This is a genomic window from Candidatus Poriferisodalis sp. (assembly GCF_965237655.1).
Taxonomy (GTDB): domain Bacteria; phylum Actinomycetota; class Acidimicrobiia; order Acidimicrobiales; family Poriferisodalaceae; genus Poriferisodalis.
In genome coordinates, this window is sequence record NZ_CBDEGB010000002.1 from 814,961 (window position 1) to 836,769 (window position 21,809).

The 21,809-nt window shown below is 66.9% G+C and carries 21 protein-coding genes; 17 read left to right on the forward strand and 4 right to left on the reverse strand.

Going from position 1 to position 21,809, the window contains the following annotated elements; genetic code table 11:
• Positions 1–13: 13 nt before the first annotated feature.
• Positions 14–1,909: an ATP-dependent helicase gene (locus tag ACPXYO_RS11880; protein WP_423920645.1), complete on the reverse strand. Its 1,896-nt coding sequence runs from the start codon at positions 1,907–1,909 to the stop codon at positions 14–16.
• A 54-nt stretch (positions 1,910–1,963) separates the two neighbouring features.
• On the opposite strand from ACPXYO_RS11880, the gene ACPXYO_RS11885 reads away from it, so the two are divergent.
• The 4 genes from ACPXYO_RS11885 to ACPXYO_RS11900 are packed head-to-tail and all read left to right on the forward strand — an operon-like array spanning position 1,964 to position 4,794.
• Positions 1,964–2,821, forward strand: a complete 858-nt coding sequence (locus tag ACPXYO_RS11885) for a helical backbone metal receptor (protein ID WP_423920648.1) — start codon at positions 1,964–1,966, stop codon at positions 2,819–2,821.
• A gap of 14 nt (positions 2,822–2,835) precedes the next feature.
• Positions 2,836–3,987 (forward strand): CaiB/BaiF CoA transferase family protein, encoded by a 1,152-nt coding sequence (locus ACPXYO_RS11890; RefSeq protein WP_423923827.1) that lies wholly within the window; start codon positions 2,836–2,838, stop codon positions 3,985–3,987.
• Positions 3,974–4,426, forward strand: a complete 453-nt coding sequence (locus ACPXYO_RS11895) for a hypothetical protein (protein WP_423920651.1) — start codon at positions 3,974–3,976, stop codon at positions 4,424–4,426. The genes ACPXYO_RS11890 and ACPXYO_RS11895 overlap by 14 nt, the downstream gene beginning before the upstream one ends.
• Complete coding sequence (locus tag ACPXYO_RS11900; RefSeq protein WP_420621302.1) at positions 4,423–4,794, forward strand: hypothetical protein; 372 nt, start codon at positions 4,423–4,425, stop codon at positions 4,792–4,794. Before ACPXYO_RS11895 ends, ACPXYO_RS11900 begins: the two co-directional genes overlap by 4 nt.
• Positions 4,795–4,842: 48 nt before the next feature.
• Here ACPXYO_RS11900 and ACPXYO_RS11905 read toward each other — a convergent pair whose 3' ends face one another.
• Both ACPXYO_RS11905 and ACPXYO_RS11910 read right to left on the reverse strand, forming a co-directional pair.
• A complete protein-coding gene (locus tag ACPXYO_RS11905; RefSeq protein WP_423920653.1) occupies positions 4,843–6,657 on the reverse strand; it encodes a phosphoenolpyruvate carboxykinase (GTP) in 1,815 nt (604 codons plus the stop codon).
• Positions 6,658–6,770: 113 nt separating this feature from the next.
• Positions 6,771–7,016: a hypothetical protein gene (locus ACPXYO_RS11910; RefSeq protein WP_420621300.1), complete on the reverse strand. Its 246-nt coding sequence runs from the start codon at positions 7,014–7,016 to the stop codon at positions 6,771–6,773.
• Positions 7,017–7,120: 104 nt separating this feature from the next.
• On the opposite strand from ACPXYO_RS11910, the gene ACPXYO_RS11915 reads away from it, so the two are divergent.
• Both ACPXYO_RS11915 and recG read left to right on the forward strand, forming a co-directional pair.
• Positions 7,121–8,983: a DAK2 domain-containing protein gene (locus tag ACPXYO_RS11915; protein WP_423920656.1), complete on the forward strand. Its 1,863-nt coding sequence runs from the start codon at positions 7,121–7,123 to the stop codon at positions 8,981–8,983.
• Positions 8,980–11,202, forward strand: a complete 2,223-nt coding sequence (gene recG / locus ACPXYO_RS11920; protein WP_423920658.1) for an ATP-dependent DNA helicase RecG — start codon at positions 8,980–8,982, stop codon at positions 11,200–11,202. Before ACPXYO_RS11915 ends, recG begins: the two co-directional genes overlap by 4 nt.
• An 11-nt stretch (positions 11,203–11,213) precedes the next feature.
• Here the strand turns inward: recG and rsmD are convergent, their stop codons facing one another.
• Positions 11,214–11,759, reverse strand: a complete 546-nt coding sequence (rsmD, locus tag ACPXYO_RS11925) for a 16S rRNA (guanine(966)-N(2))-methyltransferase RsmD (protein WP_423920661.1) — start codon at positions 11,757–11,759, stop codon at positions 11,214–11,216.
• Positions 11,760–11,856: 97 nt separating this feature from the next.
• On the opposite strand from rsmD, the gene ACPXYO_RS11930 reads away from it, so the two are divergent.
• The 11 genes from ACPXYO_RS11930 (at position 11,857) to ftsY (ending at position 21,808) form a co-directional block, all read left to right on the forward strand.
• Positions 11,857–12,066, forward strand: a complete 210-nt coding sequence (locus ACPXYO_RS11930) for a hypothetical protein (protein WP_423920664.1) — start codon at positions 11,857–11,859, stop codon at positions 12,064–12,066.
• A 152-nt stretch (positions 12,067–12,218) separates the two neighbouring features.
• Positions 12,219–12,704: a pantetheine-phosphate adenylyltransferase gene (gene coaD / locus ACPXYO_RS11935; RefSeq protein ID WP_420621295.1), complete on the forward strand. Its 486-nt coding sequence runs from the start codon at positions 12,219–12,221 to the stop codon at positions 12,702–12,704.
• A complete protein-coding gene (locus ACPXYO_RS11940) occupies positions 12,701–13,447 on the forward strand; it encodes a hypothetical protein (protein WP_423920666.1) in 747 nt (248 codons plus the stop codon). Before coaD ends, ACPXYO_RS11940 begins: the two co-directional genes overlap by 4 nt.
• A complete protein-coding gene (locus tag ACPXYO_RS11945) occupies positions 13,444–14,019 on the forward strand; it encodes a YceD family protein (protein WP_423920668.1) in 576 nt (191 codons plus the stop codon). Before ACPXYO_RS11940 ends, ACPXYO_RS11945 begins: the two co-directional genes overlap by 4 nt.
• A gap of 63 nt (positions 14,020–14,082) precedes the next feature.
• Entirely contained in the window at positions 14,083–14,373 is a 291-nt protein-coding gene (rpmF, locus tag ACPXYO_RS11950; RefSeq protein WP_420621292.1) for a 50S ribosomal protein L32, read from the forward strand.
• A 22-nt stretch (positions 14,374–14,395) separates the two neighbouring features.
• Positions 14,396–15,388 carry a phosphate acyltransferase PlsX gene (plsX, locus tag ACPXYO_RS11955; protein ID WP_423920671.1) on the forward strand — a complete coding sequence of 331 codons (993 nt, stop codon included), beginning with the start codon at positions 14,396–14,398 and terminating at the stop codon, positions 15,386–15,388.
• Positions 15,389–15,495: 107 nt separating this feature from the next.
• On the forward strand, positions 15,496–15,786 hold the full coding sequence (locus tag ACPXYO_RS11960; protein WP_420621290.1) for a phosphopantetheine-binding protein: 291 nt from the start codon (positions 15,496–15,498) through the stop codon (positions 15,784–15,786).
• A 1-nt stretch (position 15,787) separates the two neighbouring features.
• Positions 15,788–16,555 carry a ribonuclease III gene (gene rnc, locus ACPXYO_RS11965; protein ID WP_423920675.1) on the forward strand — a complete coding sequence of 256 codons (768 nt, stop codon included), beginning with the start codon at positions 15,788–15,790 and terminating at the stop codon, positions 16,553–16,555.
• Positions 16,548–17,378 carry an Fpg/Nei family DNA glycosylase gene (locus ACPXYO_RS11970; protein ID WP_423920678.1) on the forward strand — a complete coding sequence of 277 codons (831 nt, stop codon included), beginning with the start codon at positions 16,548–16,550 and terminating at the stop codon, positions 17,376–17,378. The genes rnc and ACPXYO_RS11970 overlap by 8 nt, the downstream gene beginning before the upstream one ends.
• A gap of 27 nt (positions 17,379–17,405) precedes the next feature.
• On the forward strand, positions 17,406–20,555 hold the full coding sequence (locus ACPXYO_RS11975; RefSeq protein ID WP_423920681.1) for a chromosome segregation SMC family protein: 3,150 nt from the start codon (positions 17,406–17,408) through the stop codon (positions 20,553–20,555).
• A gap of 11 nt (positions 20,556–20,566) precedes the next feature.
• Positions 20,567–21,808 (forward strand): signal recognition particle-docking protein FtsY, encoded by a 1,242-nt coding sequence (ftsY, locus tag ACPXYO_RS11980; RefSeq protein ID WP_423920684.1) that lies wholly within the window; start codon positions 20,567–20,569, stop codon positions 21,806–21,808.
• The last annotated feature ends 1 nt before the right edge of the window (position 21,809 follow it).

A 21,809-nucleotide genomic window follows, 5' to 3' on the forward strand; every position in this document is an offset into this window, starting at 1 on the left:
TGTTCGCGTTGACTCAGCGAGGTCGAGTTGTGTCGAGCGCGGCTCGAGCCGCGGCCACCCGCGACGCGGCGTCGTCAGGCGACAGCGCCGGGGGCTCTGCGGTAGCCGCGGAGATGAGTTCCAGCCAGGGTGAGGGGCTGCGCAGCCCGCCCGTCGCACCACGTCCAGTGCGGTGGCGTACCCAGGTGAAATGCAGCGTGTGGGTGGCCCGCGAAACGGCGACGTAGAACAGCCGCCGTTCCTCGGGGTCGTCGCGGCGCAAGGGCACGAGACCGTCCTCGACGCCGGCGATGACGACGTTGCGCCACTGCAGACCCTTGGCGGCGTGAAAGGTTGCGAGGGCCACGGCACCGTCGCGTGGGTGGAAGGGGGTGCCTGATCGGTCGCTGTCGAACAGGTCGGCAGTGAGTTCGCGATCGCTGCCCGACAGCAGCCCCACCCAGGTCGCAAAGCCCTCGCCGGTGGGGCCGCTGCGCCCCGATTGGCGACTGGAGGTTCGTGACATCTCGGTCAGGTAGGCATCGGCGAGTTCGAGCACTCGCATCAGCACTGGTTCGGGGGCCGTGCCCGGCTCGGCATTGAGCGCATCGGCGCGCAGGTCCTCGACGACGGTGGAGAAGTGCGCATCTGCCGTGCTGAGGTGCTTGAGCAGTTGCTGGACGGCAGGAAGCTGCAGGAACGGGCTTCGCTGCCCGCTGAGACGAGCGGGGATGCCGCGAGCCTCAAGGGCTGCAGCGATGTCTCCGAGCTGGGAGTTCGTGCGGGCGAGCACGCCGAATGAGTCCCAGCGCACGCGGCCGACGTGTCGATCCGCAATCCAGCGGGCAATGCCGGAGGCCTCGGCCGCAGGGTCCTCGAACGCCGTCACGGTCGGCGCAGGGCCGGTCTCGTGCGGGCGCGCCGGCGTTTGTGCATGGCCGCCGACGCTTGTGACGCCCGAGTCGGACTCGGTTGCCATGACTGCCTGTGCCGCTGCGACCAGCGATGGGTGGCTGCGGTAGTTGAGTTCGAGCCGGACGACCTGCGCGCCTTCGAAGTGCCGGTCGAACTCGGCGATGTAGCGGCTGTCGGCGCCGTTCCAGCCGTAGATCGCCTGGTCGATGTCGCCGACGGCGCAGATATCGGCAGTCTGGTTGTGCACTGCCTCGGCGCCGCCGATCCATTCCCACAGCAGGTTCCACTGCAGCCGGTTCAGATCCTGAAACTCATCGACGAAGAAATGTCGGTGCAGCCAACGCTGAGCCGCAGCGAAGTGTTCGTCGGAACGCATCAGGCGAGTGCACTCGGCGAGCAGGTCGTCGAAGTCCAGCAGCCGGCGACGGGACTTGGTGCGCTCAAAGTGCTTGAAGAGCTCCGCCGCTGCTTCGCCGCCCTCGCGTCCCAGCCGCGCCAGCGCGGGCCCCTCGCGATAGTCGGCAACCGACAGGTCGCTTGCCTTCGCCCAGTCGATCTCTCGCAGAGCAGTGTTGATGGTGATCGGCGGTCTGGGCCCGAACGCCCGCTGGAGGTGCTCTGACAGTTCGCCGCTGAGCGACGCCCGGTTCGGCAAGATCTTCCGCTCGGAGCGGCCGCGATCGGTGTCGTATTGGCGTATTTGGGCGAGTGCGATCGAGTGAAACGTGCCGACTGGTCCCATGTCGTCGACGGCGAGCTGCCGCAGCCGTGACCGAAGCTCCCGCGCAGCGCGGCGGGTGAACGTCACTGCCATGGCGCGTCGTGCTTGCACCGACTCGGTGGCGGCTCGCCAGGCGATTCGCTGTGTGAGCACACGGGTCTTGCCGCTTCCCGGACCGGCCACCACCAGCAGCGCGGCCGCGGGCGAGCGCACCGCTGCACGCTGCGCGGCATCGAGGCCGTCGTCGGACGGCAGTGGCTCATCCGGAGGCGCCGCGAGAGCCGCGTCGTTCACGAGGGCGAACCTAGAGGAAGTGCACGGAGGAACTGCACCGAGGCGACGGCCTGCGTGACGCTGCCGGCAATACGCACCCGCAGTGCCAATGCGCTGCCGGCGACGCGCATAGTCACCGCCAATGCGCTGCCGGCGACGCGCATAGTCAGCGCCAATACGCTGCCGGCAGTGCGCATCGTCAGCCTGGTTCCGAGCGTCACCGAGACGCTGGCGGCCTGGGGCGTCGACCCGATCGCATGCACTCGTTTCTGCGAGCGACCGGACTTGGAACATGTCGGCGGCACAAAGAACCCCGACATCGAGGCCATCACCGAACTGCGACCAGATCTCGTCGTGGTCGATCGCGAGGAGAACCGCTCCGAGGACTATGACGCGCTAGTCGCCAACGGCACCGACGTCCAAGCTCTGCACGTCGCATCACTGGACGATGTCGAGCCCGAACTCGGCCAACTGGCGGCGCGCATCGGCGTCGAGTGGTCAACCGAGCCGCTCCCAGAGCAGTGCAAGCCGCTGGAGCACCCGTCGGGCCGCAACGTGCGCGTCTTCGTTCCTATCTGGCGCCGGCCCTACATGACCATCGGTGCACGTACGTACGGCGCTTCATTGCTCGCCTGGTGCGGAGTCGACGTGGCGTTCGCCGATCGGGGCAGGTATCCAACAATCGACGCCGGCGACCTGTCCGCGGGCCACTTCGACATCGTGCTCGCGCCGACGGAGCCCTACCCGTGTCACCTGCGCCATCTCGACGAACTGGCGAAGATCGCGCCGACGCATGTGATCGACGGTCAAGACCTGTTCTGGTGGGGCACTCGTACACCCGGAGCGGTCGTGCGGGTGGCCGAAACTGTGAGACGGGCGCTGCGCCAGCAAGGACCCCCGCAGACAGCGCGAAGTAGCGTGACCGTCCAATGACGAAGGGAATGAATATGGGCACAGGACCCTTGGCAGGTGTGCGAGTCATCGAGCTGCAGGGCATCGGCCCGGGACCCTTCTGCGGGATGATGCTCTCTGACATGGGCGCGGAGGTCATCCGCATCGATCGTTCGGCCAACGTGACCGATCACGACCTCGACGCCCCGCCGATCGACGTGCTGGCCCGAGGTCGTGCCTCGATCGGGCTCGATCTCAAGAACCCTGACGGAGTCGAGGCGCTGCTGCGGCTGGTGGAGCATTCCGATGCGCTCATCGAGGGATTCCGTCCCGGCGTCATGGAGCGGCTCGGCATCGGGCCCGATGAGTGTCTGGCACGCAACCCGCGGCTGGTCTACGGCCGGATGACGGGCTGGGGGCAGGAGGGTCCGTACCACATGGGTGCCGGACACGACATCAACTACATCGCATTGGCGGGAGCGCTCGACCCGATCGGCCGCAAGGGCGAGCCGCCGATCGCCCCGCTGAACCTCGTGGGCGATTTCGGTGGCGGCGGGATGCTGCTGGCGTTCGGGGTGGCCTGCGGCCTGATCGAGGCGCAGCGCTCCGGCCAGGGCCAGGTGGTGGACGCTGCCATGGTCGACGGCTCAGCAACGCTCATGGCCATGTTCCACTCGATGCGGGCGCTGGGCGTGTGGAACGACGAACGCGGCACCAACTTGCTCGACACCGGCAGTCACTTCTACGACGTGTACGAGTGCGCCGATGGCAACTACATCTCGGTCGGGTCGATCGAGCCGCAGTTCTACGCCGAATTGCTCCGTCTCACCGGTCTTGAGGGGGACCGGGAGTTCGCCAAGCAGAACTCACGCGGCCGGTGGCCCGAGCTCAAAGAGCGGATCGCTGAAGTCTTCAGGTCGAAGACCCGCGACGAGTGGTGCGAGATCATGGATGCCACCGACGTGTGCTTCGCCCCAGTGCTGACGTTGGCAGAGGCCCCGCAGCATCCGCACAACGTCCATCGCGAGGTGTTCTGCGAAGTGGCCGGAGTGATCCAGCCGAGTCCGTCGCCGCGCTTCAACCGCACCGTCGGGGCCGTGCAAGGGCCGCCGGCGCACCCAGGCCAGCACACCGACGAGGTGCTGGCGCTTGCCGGCTACGACCCTGACGACATCGCAAAGCTGCGCGACACCGGTGCCGTTGCCTGAGACAGGGGCCGATGCGCCCAGCGCGGCCAGTGCCGGCGAGCCGGAACGCAAAGAGCCGCATGACGCGCCTGCGGGGCTCGATCGCAAGCTGGTCCCGCTCTACGAAGAAGCAGCCGCAGTCGCCGACGTGTCTCCGGCGAGTGCCTGCGCGCTGGCGCGCCTGCTGCTGCGCAGCCTCATTCAGTCCCAAGGGCTTCGGGGCCGCCACCTCGTGCGCGACATCGGCGAGCTGGTATCTGCCGGAGCCCCCGTCGGGCTGCTGCGTGCGCTCGACGTCATGAAGCTGAGCGACACCGAGGCGCGCCGTCCCGGTGAGCTCAATCTCGCAAATGGTCACGGAGACGCCCAGAACCTGCTGATGTTCATCCACCTGTTCACGCAGCACGTCTCGCCGCCGGAGCGGCGAGACCATCGGGCGCAGTCGCCGCCGGCACAGTGAGCGCCGGGGTCACCTCGACGGTCCACACCGCGCTCGGCTGGGCACTGGTGCTGTCGAACGGCGCTGCGGGGCTCTGGGCGCTCGGCGCTATCCGTTGGGAAACGCTGCGCCACCGCAGTCTGTGGTGGTTCTTGGGGGCCGCTTGGGTCCTGGTATTCGTCCAGCTCACCGCCGGCGTCATCCTCATGCGGGTCGCAGCGGTGGAAGCCCCGGCGTTTCATGTGTTCTACGGGGCTTGCTGCGCAGTGGCGGTCGTCTTCGTCTACGCCTACCGCCAGCAGCTGGAACACCGCCGCTACGAGCTGTTCGGCCTCGGTGCGCTGTTCATCATGGGGCTCGCCATCCGGGCCATGTTCCTCGGAAGCTGACGGACCCGAGCACAGCGACCGCGCCTGCTGTCGCGTCGAGGGGGATCCTCAGACGCCGAGACGTTCCTCGAGCCGATCGAGCTGGCGCCGCATTTCTTTGGGAAGCCGTTCGCCCAGCGACCGGTAGTGCGTCTCAATCATGTCCATCTCTGCGCGCCAGTCGTCCTCATCGACCGTGAGCAGCGACTTGATCTGCTCGTCCGTCAGGTCGAGTCCGTCGGTATCGATGGCCTCCGGCGGCGGCACCAGACCGATGGGGGTGGCAGTTGCTTCGCCGTGGCCTGCCACCCGCTCGAGCACCCACTTGAGCACCCGGGAGTTGTCGCCGAATCCCGGCCAGATGAACTTTCCGTCGGCGTCCTTTCGGAACCAGTTGACGTAAAACAGCTTGGGCAGCTGCGCGCCTGGGGTGTTGCCGATGTCGAGCCAGTGCTGGAAGTAGTCGCCGAAGTTGTAGCCACAGAACGGCAGCATCGCGAACGGATCCCGCCGCACCTCGCCGATGGTCCCTGCCGCGGCAGCCGTCTTCTCCGACGACATCTGGGAACCCAAGAACACCCCGTGCTCCCAGTCCAGCGCCTCGGCCACCAGCGGCACCGTGGTTGCTCGCCGGCCGCCGAACAGGATTGCCGAGATCGGCACGCCATCCGGATCCTCCCACTCGGGAGCAATGGTGGGGCACTGCGTAGCGGGAGCCGTGAAGCGGGCGTTGGGGTGAGCGGCGGGCGTGCCCACCGCAGGCGACCACTGGTTTCCGCGCCAGTCGATGAGATCGTCGGGCGGTTCAGGCGTCAGGCCCTCCCACCAGACGTCGCCATCGGGGGTCTGAGCCACGTTGGTGAACACGCAGTTGCCCCACATGGTCGCCAACGCGCTCGGGTTGGTGTCATCACCGGTGCCAGGAGCTACGCCGAAGATGCCTGCCTCGGGATTGATCGCGTGCAACCGCCCGTCGCCGCCGAACTTCATCCAGGCGATGTCGTCGCCGATGGTCTCGATCTTCCAGCCCGGCAGGGTGGGAATCATCATGGCCATGTTCGTTTTGCCGCAGGCTGACGGGAAAGCGGCCGCCACGTACACCGTCTCGCCTTCGGGAGGCGTCACGCCCACGATGAGCATGTGCTCGGCCAGCCAGCCCTGATCGCGCGCCATGGTCGACGCGATCCGCAGGGCGAAGCACTTCTTGCCCAGCAGGGCATTGCCGCCGTAGCCGGAGCCGTAGGACCAGATCTCGCGTGTCTCGGGGAAATGGACGATGTACTTGCGCTCCGCGTCGCAGGGCCACGGCACGTCAGGCTGGCCCGGTTCCAGCGGGGCGCCGAGCGAGTGAATGCACGGCACGAACTCGCCGTCTGCGAGCACGTCGAGCGCACCCTGGCCCATGCGCGTCATGATCCGCATGGAGGCCGCCACATAGGGCGAGTCGGTGAGCTGGACACCGATGTGGGCGATGTGCGAGCCGAGCGGGCCCATCGAGAACGGCACCACATACATCGTCCGGCCGCGCATCGAGCCGCCGAACAGCTTCAGCACCTCATCCCGCATCTCGTCGGGCGCACGCCAGTTGTTGTTGGGGCCTGCGTCCAACTCGCGCTCGGTGCAGATGAACGTGCGATCTTCCACCCGGGCGACATCACCGGGGTCGGAGCGAGCGAGATAGCTGTTGGGACGAGCTTCGGGATCGAGCGCGATGAGTGTCCCAGACTCCACCATCTGGCTGCACAGCTGCTGGAATTCGGCTTCGGAGCCGTCGCACCAGTGGACCGCGTCGGGCCGAAGCACGCGGACCCAATGATCAACCCAATCGATCAGCTCGCGGTTGGCAATGGCAGACAAGTTGTCCTCCGGGTCCGAGTCTCGCACTCGCTTTGTGCTGAGTCTTGATCCTCGCTTCGCGCTGAGTTGTCCTACTCGCTTCGCGCTGAGTTGTCCTACTCGCTTCGCTCCTTGGCCAGTGCGGTTGCACCGGCCTCAGATCACGTTGTCTTCCCCCCGGTGGTGATCCAGTCAGGTGTTCCCAGGTCCACCTCCGAGCCCAGACGAAGCCGTGTGGCAAGCCTCCGTTCGTCAAGGTCGAAGATCACTCGTTGGCCCTGCCGCACCATCCGAAAGATGGAGCCCTCCAAGGCGTCAAGGGCCAGCTCGTGCTCTAAGCGCGTGACGTCGTCGGTAACGACGCCGACTCCCGATGCAGGGTCGTACGACTTGATGACGCCTTGCACTCGCGCCTCCAGTGGCAGGGAATCTGCAGGACTGGCGTGGCAGCCCGCGCAGCACCCGAAAGCTACCAACCGACTGCTGCGAGCGCGTTGTAGCTTCGGCAGCTATGAGCGACAGTGGGGGCGGTGCGTCTGCTGCACAGTCTGCAACTCATCTCGCCGCGCGCGCCCTGGACACGAACGCGTTCGTCGAAGCGATACGCACCTATGGCGAAGCACTCGATCAGCACCGCATCACGATCGATCGTCTCAACGTGTACCCGGTGCCCGACGGCGACACGGGCACCAACATGGCGCTGACGCTTGCAGCGGTCAGCGAGGAGCTGGATCGGGCGGGCTCTGAGCGTGCCGAGGTCTGCCAGGCCATCTCCCACGGAGCTCTCATGGGGGCGCGCGGCAACAGCGGAGTCATTGTCAGTCAGCTCTTGCGAGGACTCGCCGCCACGCTGGCTCCCTCCGACGGCGACGACCAAGCCGAACCGATGATCGATGCCGACCTGCTCGCCCAAGGCCTGGTCGCCGCGAGCGTGGCAGCCGATGGGGCAGTCATGCGTCCGGTCGAGGGCACCATCTTGAGCGTGGCGCGTGCCTCGGCCCACGCCGCTCAGCAGGCCATCGCCACCGACGAAGGCGATGATGGTTTCGAGCGCCTGGTCGGGGTGTTGGAGCAGGCGCGCCGGGCTGGTCAATCCGCACTCGAGGCGACACCGCAGCAACTGCCGGTGTTGGCCGACGCTGGGGTGGTCGATGCCGGAGCCGCTGGCTATCTGCTGCTGCTCGACGCTCTCCTCAAAGTCGTCGACGGGCGCCCGCTGCCTACCGAGGTGGACTTGCCAGCGGACGTGGCAGCCGTCATCGCGCACGGCAACGCCGGCGCGAGCGTGCAGCGCGATGCCGACGACCCGGTAGCCGAACGCCGCGCCGAGATGCACAGCCATCTCGATGCCGGTGACGCTGCCGGCCACGACGCGCACGACCCTTCTGGCACCCGCTACGAGGTGATGTACCTGCTGGCGGCCCCGGACTCCAAAATCGACGCGTTCAAGGCCGGTTGGGACTCCCTTGGCGACTCGATAGTGATGGTCGGCGGCGACGGCCTGTGGAACTGTCACATCCATACCGACGACATCGGTCCCGTCGTCGAGGCAGGGATCGAGGCCGGACGGCCGTATCGCATCCAGATCACCGACTTGCACGAGCAGGTCGCCGAACTCGGCGGGCACGGTGCGCACGCGGGGCACGGAGCGCACGCTGGGCACGGCGACCCGGGCGCGAGTGCCGTCGCCGGCACCAGAACCGACGACCGCCCGATGGTGGAATGTGCCGTGGTAGCGGTCTCGCCATCGGCCGGGCTCGACGAGCTCTTCGCCTCGCTGGGCTGCCACGAACTTGTCACCGGGGGACAGACGATGAATCCCTCGACCGCCGAGCTGCTAGCGGCCGTCGAGGCGGCACCGTCGCAGCACGTCGTCGTGCTGCCCAACAACTCCAACATTGTTCCGGTAGCCCGGCAGGTCGGCGAGCACACCTCCAAGACCGTGGCGGTCGTGGCCACGACATCAGTGCCCGCCGGCCTGGCTTCCCTGATCGGCTACGACCCCGGTGTCAGCGCAGACGCCAATGCCGCATCGATGGGCGACGCTGCGGCCCTGGTCGCGGCGGGCGAGGTGACCCAAGCCGTGCGCGACACCGCGGCGCCGACCGGTCCTGTCACCGCTGGACAATGGATTGGCCTGGACTCGGACGGTATTGCGGCTGCAGGTGAGACTGCAGCCGATGCTGCCCTTGGCTTGCTCGCTCACCTGCTGCAACCCGAGCACGAGATCTTGACGCTGATCGAAGGCGCCGGTGCTCAGGCGGGAGAAACCGACGAAGTGGTCTCGTGGCTCGCGCAGAACTGGCCCGATGTCGAAGTCGAACGGCACGTCGGCGGCCAGGACCACTACCCGTATCTGTTCGGCATCGAATGAACGCTCGCCGTCGCGGCCAGCCCATCGGGGGCCGGGCCGAGGGCGCGGTCGAAGCCGATGAGACTGTTCCGCGGCCCGCGGCGGCAAAGGGTCCGCTGACGCTGAGCGAACTCGATGCGATCGGCGTCGAACGACTCAACGGCGTCGGCCGGCACCGCCGCAAGGCCCTGCGCGAAGTCGGCGTCGAGTCGGTGTTCGACTTGCTGACCTATTACCCCCGGCGTTACGTCGACCGCACGGCCCAAGCCCCGATCAGCGAGGCAACGGTCGGAGCCGAGATCACCGTCGTGGCCGATGTGATGTCGACGTCGAGCCGTCGCCTGCGTGGCGGCCGCCAGCTGGTGAACGTCGAAGTCGGCGACGCCAGCGGCTCCATGAGCGTGGTGTTCTTCAACCAGGCGTGGAGGGAGCGTCAGCTCGCCGAGGGTCTCACCGTCGCACTGTTCGGCAAGGTGGAGAACTACCGGGGGCGCAAGCAGATGACCAATCCTGTGGTCGACCTGCTCGGGGATCGCACCGGAAAGATCGTTCCCATCTACCCGCAGTCCGAAACGGCCGGCATTGCCACGTGGGACGTCGCGAACTGGGTCGCAGAAGCGCAGCGGCGCTGTTCTCCCCGAGGAATCGCCGATCCGCTGCCGGACCGGCTGCGAACCAGGCTGCGCCTTGCTAGACGGGCTCAGGCGCTCGCCGACATTCACGAACCATCTTCAATGGCCGATCGCACCACAGCGCGAAATCGTCTCGTGTTCGACGAGCTGCTGCGAGTCCAGCTCGTGCTGCGGAGCCAGCGCTTGGCGCGCGAGGCAGACGAGCTCGGCATTGCGCACGACCCATCCGGCAATCTCGTCGATGCGTTCCATCGACGCCTGCCGTACGCCCTGACAGGTGCACAGCAGCGAACCATGGCCGAGATTGACGCCGACGTGAGCACCGTGCGTCCGATGCACCGGCTGCTGCAAGGCGACGTTGGTTCCGGCAAAACGCTGGTAGCGCTGCACGCATTGCTCGTCGCCGTACAGAACAACCATCAAGGTGCGCTCATGGCGCCCACCGAAGTGCTCGCCGAACAGCACTTCATCGCTGTGCGGGCATTGCTCGACGGTTTCGAAGTGCCCGATGGTGCACGACTCAGCGGAACACGGCCGCTGAACCTGCGCCTGCTCAGCGGTTCGGGCTCGGCAACGCATCGCCGCGAGGTACTGGTGGAGATTGCGACGGGGACCGCAGACATCGTTGTCGGCACGCACGCCCTTCTTCAAGAATCAGTGAAGTTCGGCTCGCTCAGCGTCGTCGTTGTGGATGAGCAGCACCGGTTCGGCGTGTCGCAGCGTGCCCGGCTCCGCGAGAGCGGGCGCGACGACCGCCGTCTCCCTCACCTGCTGGTCATGACGGCTACACCCATCCCGCGCACCGCCGCGATGACGGTGTACGGCGACCTCGATGTCTCGGTGCTCGACGAACTCCCGCCGGGTCGGACGCCCGTGGTGACTCATTGGGTGCGTGGGCCGCTCGCCGCCGAAGCCATGTGGTCCAGCGTGCGCACCGAGATCGAGGCCGGTCGTCAGGCCTACGTGGTGTGTCCGCTGATCACCGAGAGCGAGAGCCTCGACGCGCGCTCGGCTGAGCAAATGCATGCGGAGCTGGTGGCGGGCTCTCTCGCCGGCCTGCGGGTCGGCCTGCTGCACGGGCGCATGCCGTCGGTCGACAAGGAATCGGTGATGGCCCGGTTCCGGGCAGGAGATCTCGACGCGCTGGTCGCGACGACGGTCATCGAGGTCGGGATCGACGTGCCGAACGCGACCGTGATGGTCGTGCTGTCCGCAGATCGATTCGGCATCGCACAGCTGCACCAATTGAGGGGTCGGGTGGGCCGCGGCAGTCATGCGTCGGCGTGTTATCTGGTGAGCGACGACGATCCGACCCCCACCGCCGTCGAGCGGTTGACTGCGCTCTCCGAGTCATCCGACGGGTTCGAGTTGGCCGAGCGTGACCTCGAATTGCGCGGCGAGGGCACGCTGTTCGACGAACGGCAATCGGGACGCAGCGACTTGAAGCTGGCGTCGCTGGCCCGTGACCTGACCTGGGTGCAGGCTGCCCGCGACGCGGCCACTGAACTCATTTCGGCCGACGGGGATCTTGATGCCCACCCTGCGCTGGTTGATGAGATCGACTGGTTTTCCAGTCGCCGCGATTCCGAGTACTTGCAGCGCAGCTAGAAGCTGACCGCTCACCCCTCAGCAACTGCCTCGTCGTGACGCAGCAAGACCGTGATGACGGGCGTGCCGTAGCGGCGTACCCGAGAGGTGCGCCAGCGGTGATCGGGAGCCGGCTTGATCTCGTGGTCCGACTCGCACACCAGCACCTGGGCGCTCACCGCACCGAGAAGATCGTTCCAGCCATCGAATCGGTAGGGCGGATCGGCAAATGCCAAGTCCACCGGGTCCCGGGGCCCGGCCAAGAATCTCTGAGCGTCGGATCGAACCACCGTGGCCCGTTCGGCGAGTCCGAGCGCGGCCAGGTTCGCATCAATAATCCGGCAAGCGGTCGCGTCCGAATCCACGAATGTGACATGCGTGGCGTTTCGCGACAGTGCCTCGATGCCGAGTGCGCCTGAGCCGGCGAACAGGTCCAGCACGGTGGCGCCATCCGGCGGCTGCAGGCTCACGAGCATGTTGAAGACGGCCTCGCGGGCCCGATCGGAAGTCGGCCGGATCGCATCGCTGCCGGGAGTCTCCAGGCGGCGACCGCCCAACGCCCCGCCGACGACACGCATGGCGTCACCGTAGGCGGCACGCCTACGTTCTGGCAGCAGGCGGCACGCCTACGTTCTGGCAGCAGGCGGCAAAACCGGCGCGTGAGACACTGCGGCAATGGCGATCCCCCCGAATGCGCACGGCGATATCGGCGGCGTCGAGGTGCCCGCAGAGATCATCTGTGTCGACTGCGGCGGGCGCTGCGGCCTCCTGAACCTGCCCGAGCCGGACTGGGGCTTCGGGCCCGGAGACGTCGCCACCTACCGCTGTGCTGACTGCGGCGACCGCTGGGACCTCATCGTCTCCGACGCTGATACATCCGGTTGAGCACATCCGGCTGGGTACATCCAGCGGAGCACATCCGGCTGGGTACATCCAGCTGAGCACTTGCCGCCGGGGGTCCCTCGATTCCCGACCGCCGCGCGGTACGGTCGCCCCACTGGACGCGGATCGATCCGGAGGAGCCGTTTTCGGTGGTCATGGCGATGTATCCAGGCTCGTTCGATCCTGTGCACAACGGGCATCTTGACGTGATTGCGGCGGCGTCGCGGCTGTTCGACTCGGTCGTTGTGGCAGCCATGCGGAATCCGTCCAAGGCCACACCACTGTTCTCTGACGACGAGCGTGTCGAAATGATCACCGAGTCAACCGGCTACCTCGGCAACGTCGCGGTGGTGCAGTTCGGAGAACTGGTTGTGGACCTCGCTCAACGCCTCGGTGCCGATGTCATCGTGAAGGGGCTTCGCAGCCAGAGTGACTTCGAGTCTGAACTTCGCATGGCGCACATGAATCACTCAGTCACCGGCGTCGAGACCGTCTTCGTCCCGCCCCGCACTGAGCATCTCTTCATCGCCTCCAACTACATCCGGGAGATCACCAAGTTCGGCGGCGACTGCTCGCATCTGGTCCCGCCCCCGGTGGCCGATCGACTCCGGCAGCGCATAGCGCAGGAGGCAGCCACATGAGCATGTCCGAAGGTGGCGTCGAGGCGCCGCCGCAACCGTATGCGCACCCGGGAGTGCCACAACCGCGAACCCCGTTCGGGGCGGAAGCTGCGCCTACCGAGGAAACTCCGACGCCGTCGCAGTCTCGCTATCCGGGAACGCTGGCGCCCCGCCGCCCCTCGGTCACGGCTGAGCAGTTCATCCGTGAAGCCATGGAGATCATCGACGCCGCACGGCCGATGCCGCTGTCCACCTCGGTCATGATCAACCGCGACGAGGTAATGACGTTGCTCGAGTCTGCGCTGGCAGCCGTGCCCGACGAGACCCGGCAGGCCCGCTGGCTGCTTCGCGAGCGCGACGAGGTGCTTGCCCAGGCGCGTGTCGACGCCAACCTGGTCATCGATGAAGCACGCAGCCGCGTGGCTCAGATGGTCCAGCGCACCGAGGTCGTGCGCACCGCGGAGCGCCGTGCACGCCAGTTGCTGGACGACGCGCAGATCCAGACCCGTCGCCGCCGCCATGAAGTCGACGAGTACTGCGAGCGGCAGCTCGCGCAATTTGCGGGCGCAGTCGACCAGATCCAGATCGCTGTGCAGGCGGCGCGGCGCAAACTGGGCAAGCGTGTCGCGACGCCGTTGGCGCCCGCATCGCCGATTGCTCCACCTGTACCGAACGGAGGAGCTGCCGCCGGCACCAGAGCCCCGCGGACGTCCGCCAGCGGTCCCGACACACACCCGGTGGTTTTCGACCAGGATCAGAAGTGAGCCGCAGGGACCCCGAGCGGTCCCTGTCGGTGCCCCTGCGACTGGTCGGCGACGGGCAGCTCGAGTGGTCTGCGACGGTGACAGCCTCGGATCTGGTCGAGCGTGACTCACCAGACGCCCTGCGCATCGCCGATGTGGAAGTGCCGCTCGACAGCGACGTAGGGGTGAGATTGTCGCTGGAGCTCATCAGCGGTGGACTCAGCGTCGCAGGCCAGCTCACCGCGACCTGGAAGGGTCCGTGCGCCCGTTGCTGGTTACCGCTCGAAGGCGAGGTACGCACGACAGTCCGCGAAGTGTTCACCGCTGAACCCCGCGAAGGGGAGCAATACCGACTCGATCCCGAACACGCCGATCTCGTTCCAATGGTGCGGGAGGCGGTCCTGCTGGAGCTGCCCATCGAGGCGATCCCGTGCCCGCAGGCCGATCCATGCCCGAATCTCCCGTCGGAATTCGTACAATTTCACGACGATTCGATTCACGACGATGCGGCGCTCGACGACTCGGCCGAACTCGCAGATCCGCGCTGGGCGGCACTGGAAGCGCTGCGGGGCCACCCAGACGAGTCCTCCTGAGGATGCTCACCGGGTCGGCTCGGAGAGCCCTGATGGCTAGGCTGCTTCGATCGCGACCCGCCGATGGCACCGCAGGGCGGTGCATCACCGTGGGCCGCAATTCCTTCGTCGGCACCAGTGCCGCCCCAGGCTGCGGCAAAGCCCCACAGCCGCCAGTGCTCGAGGAGTCCAGCTGTGGCAGTCCCCAAGAAGAAGACATCCAAGAGCAAGACGAGATCGCGTCGCGCAGCAGCGTGGCGGCTCTCGGAACCACCACGGAGCCTGTGTCCTCGGTGCAGCGCCGCGAAGCTGCCCCACCGGGTCTGCGGTCAATGCGGCTGGTACGGCGGCCGTCAAGCCCTCGACATCGCCTGAACATAGATCGGCGCCGGGGCTGATGACACTGCCGGTCGCTGTCGACGCCATGGGCGGCGATCATGCGCCCGGCGCGGTCGTCGAGGGAGCGCTGGACGCAGTACGGGAGGGCCTCGACGTCGTCCTCGTGGGGCGTAGCGACGCGATCGTTGCGGCCGGCGGCGACTCGCTCGACATCATCGAGGCCTCCGAGGTCATCGAGATGTCCGAGGAGCCGAGCCGCGCCGTGCGGACAAAGAAGGACTCTTCGATCGCCCGCGCTGTCAATGCCGTACGCGACGGCGAGGCCTCGGCGGTGGTGAGCGCCGGAAACACTGGCGCAGTCGCAGCGGCGGCTCTCTTGCGGCTGAGGCGTTTGCCTGGAGTTGCCCGGCCCGCCATCGCGACCGCGTTTCCCGTGCCCGGCGGCGGCACGGAACGCGTCTTGCTCGATTCAGGCGCCATGGCCGACTGCAATGCCCGATGGCTGCACCAGTTCGCCCGCCTCGGCTCTGCCTATAGCCGCATCCGTTTCGGTGTGGCAGTACCGAGTGTCGGGCTGCTCTCGATCGGCGAGGAGCCCGAGAAGGGCAACCTGCTCGTGAAGGAGACCCACAAGCTGCTCGCGGCCGACAGCGAGATCGATTTCTTCGGCAACATCGAGGGGCGCGACGTCCTCGATGGCCCCGTCGATGTTGTGGTCACTGATGGCTTTACCGGAAATGTGGTGCTGAAGTCCCTCGAGGGCACGGCATCGTTCTTTGTCCGGCTGATTCTTGAACGACTCTCCCAAAGCGGGCCGGCGGGTGCCGAAGCGCTCCGCCTGCTTGCGCCGCTCGCCGACGAAATGAGCCCCGACAGCGTCGGGGGCGCGATGCTGCTCGGCGTGCGGGGAGTCTGCGTGATCGCGCACGGCTCGTCGAGCCCCAGAGCGGTGACGAACGCCATCAGGGTCGCTCACCGCATGGTCGAGGCGGACTTGTTGGGCGAGCTCGCAGCCGTCAGCCTCCCATCTCCTTCGGTTGACCACCGGTAGGCTGGCCCGCGCATCCGCAGAACGGATAGCCCAGATAGCCAGGACCTGTCCGTTGTCCCAGAACGACGCCGCAGTGGCGTCGGAACGCCCCCGGGGCAGGAGTCGCCATGCCCGCTGAAACTCATGTGCGCCAGAATCCGCCCGAGCGTGAAGAGGTCTTCGATCTCATTCGCAATCAGCTCGCCGACATTCTGGAGTTGGAACCTTCTCAGGTGGCCGAGTCCGCTTCCTTCGTGGACGACCTCGGTGCAGACTCGCTGGCGCTGATCGAGCTGGTCGAAGCGTTGGAAGAAGAGCTCTCGGATCGCACGGTTGGATTCCGCATCGAAGACGAGGACCTCGAAGACCTCAAGACTGTGCGCGATGCCATCGACTATGTGATGGAGCGCGTCGACTGACGTGGAGATTGCTGTCGCCGAACGTGCCTCCCACGACAGCTTCGCGGAGCGTGTCGGGCATGACTTCACTGACGCCAGCCTTCTGACCGAGGCTCTCTCACACCGAAGCTGGTGCCACGAGCACAACGGCGCGGCGGACCCTGACCATGAAGCTACGTCCAATGAGCGCTTGGAATTCCTGGGCGACGCCGTGCTAGGGCTCTGCGTCTGCGACGTTGCCATGACCAACTCGCCCGAACTCGGCCCGGGCGAGCTGAGCGCTGTGAGGTCGGCTGTTGTGAGCGCCGAGGCTTTGGCGGACGCAGCTCGAGACTGCGGCCTGGGGTCTGCGCTGCTGCTCGGTCGCGGTGAGGTGGCGACCGGGGGAGCCGACAAGGCGTCGATCCTGGCTGACGCACTCGAAGCGGTGCTGGGTGCGGTGTATCTCGACGGTGGCCTCGACGCAGCTCGCGGCGCCGTGCAACGTCTTCTGGGCCCACGTATTGCGGAGGCAGCTGCCGAACCCGGCGCTGGCGAGGCCAAGACCCGATTCCAGGAACTCGTGGCTCGGTGCTATGGAACCGAACCCACCTACGAAGTGTCGCGTTCCGGTCCCGCGCACAGTCCGCGCTTCGTAGCCGAAGCGCGGATCGACACAGACGTTTGGGGCCGGGGAGAGGGTCTGACGAAACGAGCCGCGGAGCGTCGCGCAGCGCAAGCTGCGTGCCTGCGGTTGATCGCAGACCGCAGTGACCGACCGACAATTGCGGAGGAGCCCGCCCATGGCTGAATTGCCAGAGATCGAGATCGCTCGGCGCGATCTTGACAAGGAGATCGCGGGCCGCCGGATCAAGATGGTCGATGTCCCCGGCACCAAGAAATCGCTGCCTGCGATGCGTTCGAAGCAGCAGTTTGCCGATCTCCTCGTCGGCAAGAAGATCCTGTCTGTGTCACGAGACGGCACGCTGCTGCTGTTCGACCTCGGCCCAGACGAGGTCATGGTGGTGCACCTCGGTGCCACTGGCTCATTGCGTCGGGCCACTTCGAGAACGCCGCAGATCCCCGGTACCAAGGTGGTGCTCGGCTTCACCACCGGCGGTCAGTTGCGCGTAGTTGACTCGGGTGCCGGTGTGACGTTGCGCGTGATCGCGAAAGCCCGTTACCACAAGGTGTACCCGTCCCAGGCCGATTTGGGATTCGACCCGGTGGAGATGCCGATGCCGTGGACCGACTTCGCTCTCATGCTGCGGGGTCGTTCTGACACCATTCGGGACCTGCTGCTGGACCCGACGTTCGTCGTGGGGCTCGGGCCGATGTACTCCGATGAGGTACTGCACGCGGCTCGCCTGGGGCATGCGCGCGCTGCGAGGGAGCTGAACACCCAGGAGGTCCGGCGGCTCTACCGCGCCATCGTCGAGACGGTTCACAACTCGATCAAGTACCGGGGCTCCTCGGTCGGCGGCCATCTCGACATCTTCGGCAAGGCAGGGGGCTTCGATTCCTACTTCGAGGTGTATGGACGGGCAGGCGAGCGATGCCGCAACGGCCGGGGCGATGTCCTCACGGCTGTTATCCGGGGCATGACGCACCACTACTGCGACTATCAGGTGTAGACGTCAACTTCCGCACATCGAGTTCCTGTGTTCCTCCGCTCCCTGACACTGTCCGGTTTCAAATCGTTCGCCGAGACCTCCACGCTCACGTTCGAACCGGGCGTCACCGTGGTGGTGGGTCCGAACGGCAGCGGCAAGTCGAACGTTGTTGATGCCATCGCCTGGGTGCTCGGCGCTCAAGGGCCGCGCACGTTGCGAGGCCAGCGGATGGACGACGTCGTCTTCGCCGGCACCGATCGCCGTGTGGCGCTTGGTCGAGCGCAGGTCACTTTGGTCATCGACAACGAATCGCAGACATTGCCGACCTCCACAGCAGAGGTGGCCATCACCCGAACGCTCTTCCGCTCCGGCGACTCGGAGTACGCACTCAACGGGACGCCTTGCCGGCTTCTCGACCTGCAGGAACTGCTGAACGATGCTGGCGTCGGACGCCAGCAGCACATCATCGTGGCCCAAGATCAGATCACCCAGGTGCTCGCAGCTCGGCCCGAAGAGCGGCGCGCGCTCATCGAGGAGGCCGCGGGTGTTCTCAAGTTCCGTCGCCGCAAGGAGCGGGCAGAGCGGCGGCTGGAAGGCACCGAGGCGAACGTGACGCGCCTCGTCGACCTGCAGCGCGAACTCCGCCGCCAGCTGCGGCCGCTCGAACGGCAGGCAGAGGCCGCTCGCCAGCACCGAGAGCTCAGCGCGGCACTGTCTGACCTTCAGCTGTACAACGCTGGACGCGAGCTGGCGGCGCATCAGCAGGCGCAGAGTGCCTCTGATGCTCGACGGGCCGAATTCGCGGCGCAGCAGGAAGCCGCCGCTGCGTCGATCAGCGACATCGACGGTGCGATCGGCAACGCGCAGTCTCAGCTCGCACAACTGACTTCAGAACCAGCGGACCGGCTCTCGCGTGTGGCATCGCTGTCTGAACGGGCACGGGGCCTCATCGGTCAGACCTACGAGCGGATGCGCTCGGTCGAGCGAGAACGAAATGTGTTGCTCGATTCCGACGTGGTCGCAACGCTGACTGACGAGCACGCTCGCCTCTCCGCGGAGTTGGCAGACCTTGACGCGGCCGCCGAGGCGCCGTCGCAGGGCGGCAATGCGAGTGTCCCGACCGGCGAGCTAGCCGGCCAGACATCCGACACCCCCGAAGCGGCCGCTGAAGAAGCCGATCTGGCAGTCGCCGAGGCCGAGACAGGCGTGGCAGCAGCCGCCGAGGCGCTGGGGACCGCAGACGAACGACAGCGCGAGGTGGCGGAGGAGCTGCAGCGCTGGATCGGGCGATCCGAGGCCTTGACCTCCGCAGTGGAAACGGCGCAGGCCCAGTCCGGCATCGCAGCGCTGAATGACGTTGCGGGCCTATTGGGCGTGCTCGCCGACCTCGTGACCATCGACGAAGGCTGGGAAGCTGCCGCCGAAGCTGCAGCGGACGGCGCATTGGGCGCTGTGATTGTGAGAGATGACACCGCAGCGGCTGATGCACTTGCCGCGATTGCCGAGGCCGGTGTGAGCGGGTCGGTGGTCTCGCTCATCGGCGTGCCTGCCCACGGCCTCTCGTCGCATCGTGACGGCGAACTGCGGTTCGGGGCGGGAATGGAGCTCGTTCGGCCGCACGTTCATGTGAGACCTGACGCTCCCGAGTGGAGCCGTCCCGGCTTGGAAACGCTGCTCGATGAGGTGATGGGTTCAGCAGTGCGTGTTCGGGGCGGCTGGGCCAGCGCATTCGAACGCGCAACGCTCGATCGTGACGCCGTGTTCGTCACGGCCGGCGGCGACCGATTCGGGCCAGGTCGTTGGCGGATCGGCAGTGCGGGACCGGCAGCGGCCGCCGCGGCGCTCGACGAGACGCGCGAGCACATCAACGAACTGAAGCGCCAGCACCAGCTGGCCGCCGAGGCGTGGACTTCAGCACACCAGGCGCACCGAGCGGCACTCGATGAGTTCCGAGGCGCCCAGCGCTCGGCCGACGTGCTGCAACGGCAGGTCGCAGCTGCTACAGCCCGGCGGGCCGCGCAGTCCCAGGCGCGTGAGGCTCGGGCCGAGTCCCAGCTGCAGCGCCGATCGGGCCTTGAGCATCGACTCCGGGCGATCACGGAGCGGCTGGCTGGCCATGAGAACTCTCACGCGGCTGCTGGGGCCCGGCTGGCGCGCGCTGAGGCCATCGTGACGGCGTTGGATCAGCTTGCGCTGCTGCTGTCGGAGCGGCGCCAGCGACTCGACGCTGAGTTCAAGCGCTTGCGAGCACGCCACGACGCGCGCACGGAGTTGGTGCGTCAGCTGTCGGACCGCCTCGATGCGCTCCGGCTCGAGCGCGACGCCGCGTCTGCACGCCAGGAGCAACTTCGCACGGAGTTGGCAGCCCTTGACGTGTCCGATGCCGAGCGGCGAACCAAGCGAGACGCCCTGGTTTCGGTGCTGCGTGCGGATTTTGCTGCGGAGCCGGCAGCGGCGCTCGCAGCACCACCCCCGCCGCTGCCGCAAGGCGTCAGTGCTCGGGCCCACGAGCGGGCATTGCGCGCAGACCTCAATCGCCTCGGGCCGGTGAACCCCCTGGCGTTGTCCGAGTATGAGGTCGCCTCCGAGCGTTTCGAGTTCGTGGCCGCTCAGCTCGCTGACGTGCGCAGCAGTCGGCGCGAGCTGCACAAGGTGATTCGTGCCATCGACGCCGAGATCGTGGCGACGTTTGCGACCGCATTCGAAGATGTCGCTCGGAACTTCGCCGAGTTGTTCGGCACCCTGTTCCCCGGTGGAGTCGGCAAGCTCTCGCTGACCGAGCCCGAAGAACTCCTCACGTGCGGTGTGGAGCTTGACGTTCGGCCTGCCGGCAAGCGCATTGGTCGCTTGTCGCTGCTGTCGGGCGGCGAACGCTCGCTGGTCGCCCTGGCGTACCTCTTTGCGGTGTTCCGCAGCCGTCCGTCGCCTTTCTACGTCCTCGACGAGGTCGAAGCAGCCCTCGATGACGTCAACCTTCAGCGTTTCCTGGATCTCGTGGCGGACTTCCGGCGTGAGTCGCAGCTCATCATCGTGAGTCATCAACGTCGCACCATGGAGTCGGCGGACGTCCTGTACGGCGTGTCGATGCCGCCGGGAGGCTCCAGCGTGGTCGTGTCGGAGCGGCCCGAGCGCGCAGCGGCGCTCGTTGCCGCGCACGCGACGTCTGAGATCGGAGAGCCCGCGACGACGCCTCGGTAGCCTGCCCGGCAGTGATCGCCAAGGTTGCCGCCACCGTCGTCTTTGTCGCCGCGATAGTGATTCTTGTGCAAAGCGAGGTCTTGGGGGAGGTCTTCGGGGAATCCTTGAGCGTTCCCATCGTCATCTTCGTCGCCATGTTTGTGCTGCTCGTCTCGGTGCCGTTCGTGCACCGGACGGTGCAGCGCCGCTTCGGCCGGGCTGCACCCCAGGCTGTGACAGCGACCGACACCGTGGCGGGCGGGCGGGAGCCCTCATTTGAATCCGAAGTGGCCGACCTCGACAAGACGGAGGCCCAACCATCTGCGGCCACCTTTGCATCGGGTCTGGCCTCGTCCCGCCGATCACTGCGTGATCGGCTGGCGTCGATCCGAGGCCGTCGGCCCGACGTCGACACGTGGGCGGTACTCGAGGAGGCCTTGCTAGGGGCCGACGTGGGCGTAGCGACCACCATGGCGACGCTGAAGCGCCTCCGCACCTCTGCCCTCGATCTGGGCATCGTTGACTCGGAGCAGCTGGTCAGCGCGCTCGGGGACCAGATGCGTGCATCCCTGGATGCGGACCGTTCGCTCGCCGTGTCGACCCCAGGGCGCGAAGGAGCGACGCCGGTCTGGCTGTTCGTGGGAGTCAACGGCGTGGGCAAGACCACCACGATCGGCAAAGTAGGCGCCAGGTTCACGGAGGAAGGCCGGAGTGTCGTGATGGCCGCCGGTGACACGTTCCGCGCCGCAGCGACCTCCCAATTGCAGACATGGGCTGATCGGTGCGGGGCTGATCTGGTCTCAGGCAGCTCAGGCGCAGACCCCAGTTCCGTCGTGCACGATGCCATCACCGCCGCGGCGGCTCGCGACGCGGACGTGGTCCTCGCCGACACCGCCGGCCGGCTGCAGAACCGCAAGAACCTCATGGACGAGCTGGCCAAGGTGCGCCGAGTCGCAGATCGGGAGCCTGGCGCAGTCGCCGAGACACTGCTGGTGATCGATGCCACCACTGGACAGAACGGCTTGAGCCAAGCACGAGCCTTTGCCGAGGCCACTGACGTCACCGGCGTCGTGCTCACCAAGCTGGACGGTTCGGCGAAGGGCGGGATCGTCTTCGCCATCGAGGCCGAGCTGGGACTGCCCGTGAAGCTGGTGGGTCTTGGCGAGGGCGCTCATGACCTCGTCGACTTCGACCCTGACAGCTACGTCGATGCACTGCTTCCCGCCAGCCCGCAATCAGCCTCCCCGCAATCAGCATCCTGGGAGGAGGACTGAG

What these genes read in the sequence shown, in the direction of transcription:
- ACPXYO_RS11890 (WP_423923827.1), top strand. Translation starts at nt 2,836, where the DNA reads ATGGGCACAGGACCCTTGGCAGGTGTGCGAGTCATCGAGCTGCAGGGC.
- ACPXYO_RS11915 (WP_423920656.1), top strand. Translation starts at nt 7,121, where the DNA reads ATGAGCGACAGTGGGGGCGGTGCGTCTGCTGCACAGTCTGCAACTCAT.
- recG (WP_423920658.1), top strand. Translation starts at nt 8,980, where the DNA reads ATGAACGCTCGCCGTCGCGGCCAGCCCATCGGGGGCCGGGCCGAGGGC.
- rsmD (WP_423920661.1), bottom strand. Translation starts at nt 11,759, where the DNA reads ATGCGTGTCGTCGGCGGGGCGTTGGGCGGTCGCCGCCTGGAGACTCCC.
- ACPXYO_RS11930 (WP_423920664.1), top strand. Translation starts at nt 11,857, where the DNA reads ATGGCGATCCCCCCGAATGCGCACGGCGATATCGGCGGCGTCGAGGTG.
- coaD (WP_420621295.1), top strand. Translation starts at nt 12,219, where the DNA reads ATGGCGATGTATCCAGGCTCGTTCGATCCTGTGCACAACGGGCATCTT.
- ACPXYO_RS11940 (WP_423920666.1), top strand. Translation starts at nt 12,701, where the DNA reads ATGAGCATGTCCGAAGGTGGCGTCGAGGCGCCGCCGCAACCGTATGCG.
- rpmF (WP_420621292.1), top strand. Translation starts at nt 14,083, where the DNA reads ATGGCACCGCAGGGCGGTGCATCACCGTGGGCCGCAATTCCTTCGTCG.
- plsX (WP_423920671.1), top strand. Translation starts at nt 14,396, where the DNA reads ATGACACTGCCGGTCGCTGTCGACGCCATGGGCGGCGATCATGCGCCC.
- ACPXYO_RS11960 (WP_420621290.1), top strand. Translation starts at nt 15,496, where the DNA reads ATGCCCGCTGAAACTCATGTGCGCCAGAATCCGCCCGAGCGTGAAGAG.
- ACPXYO_RS11970 (WP_423920678.1), top strand. Translation starts at nt 16,548, where the DNA reads ATGGCTGAATTGCCAGAGATCGAGATCGCTCGGCGCGATCTTGACAAG.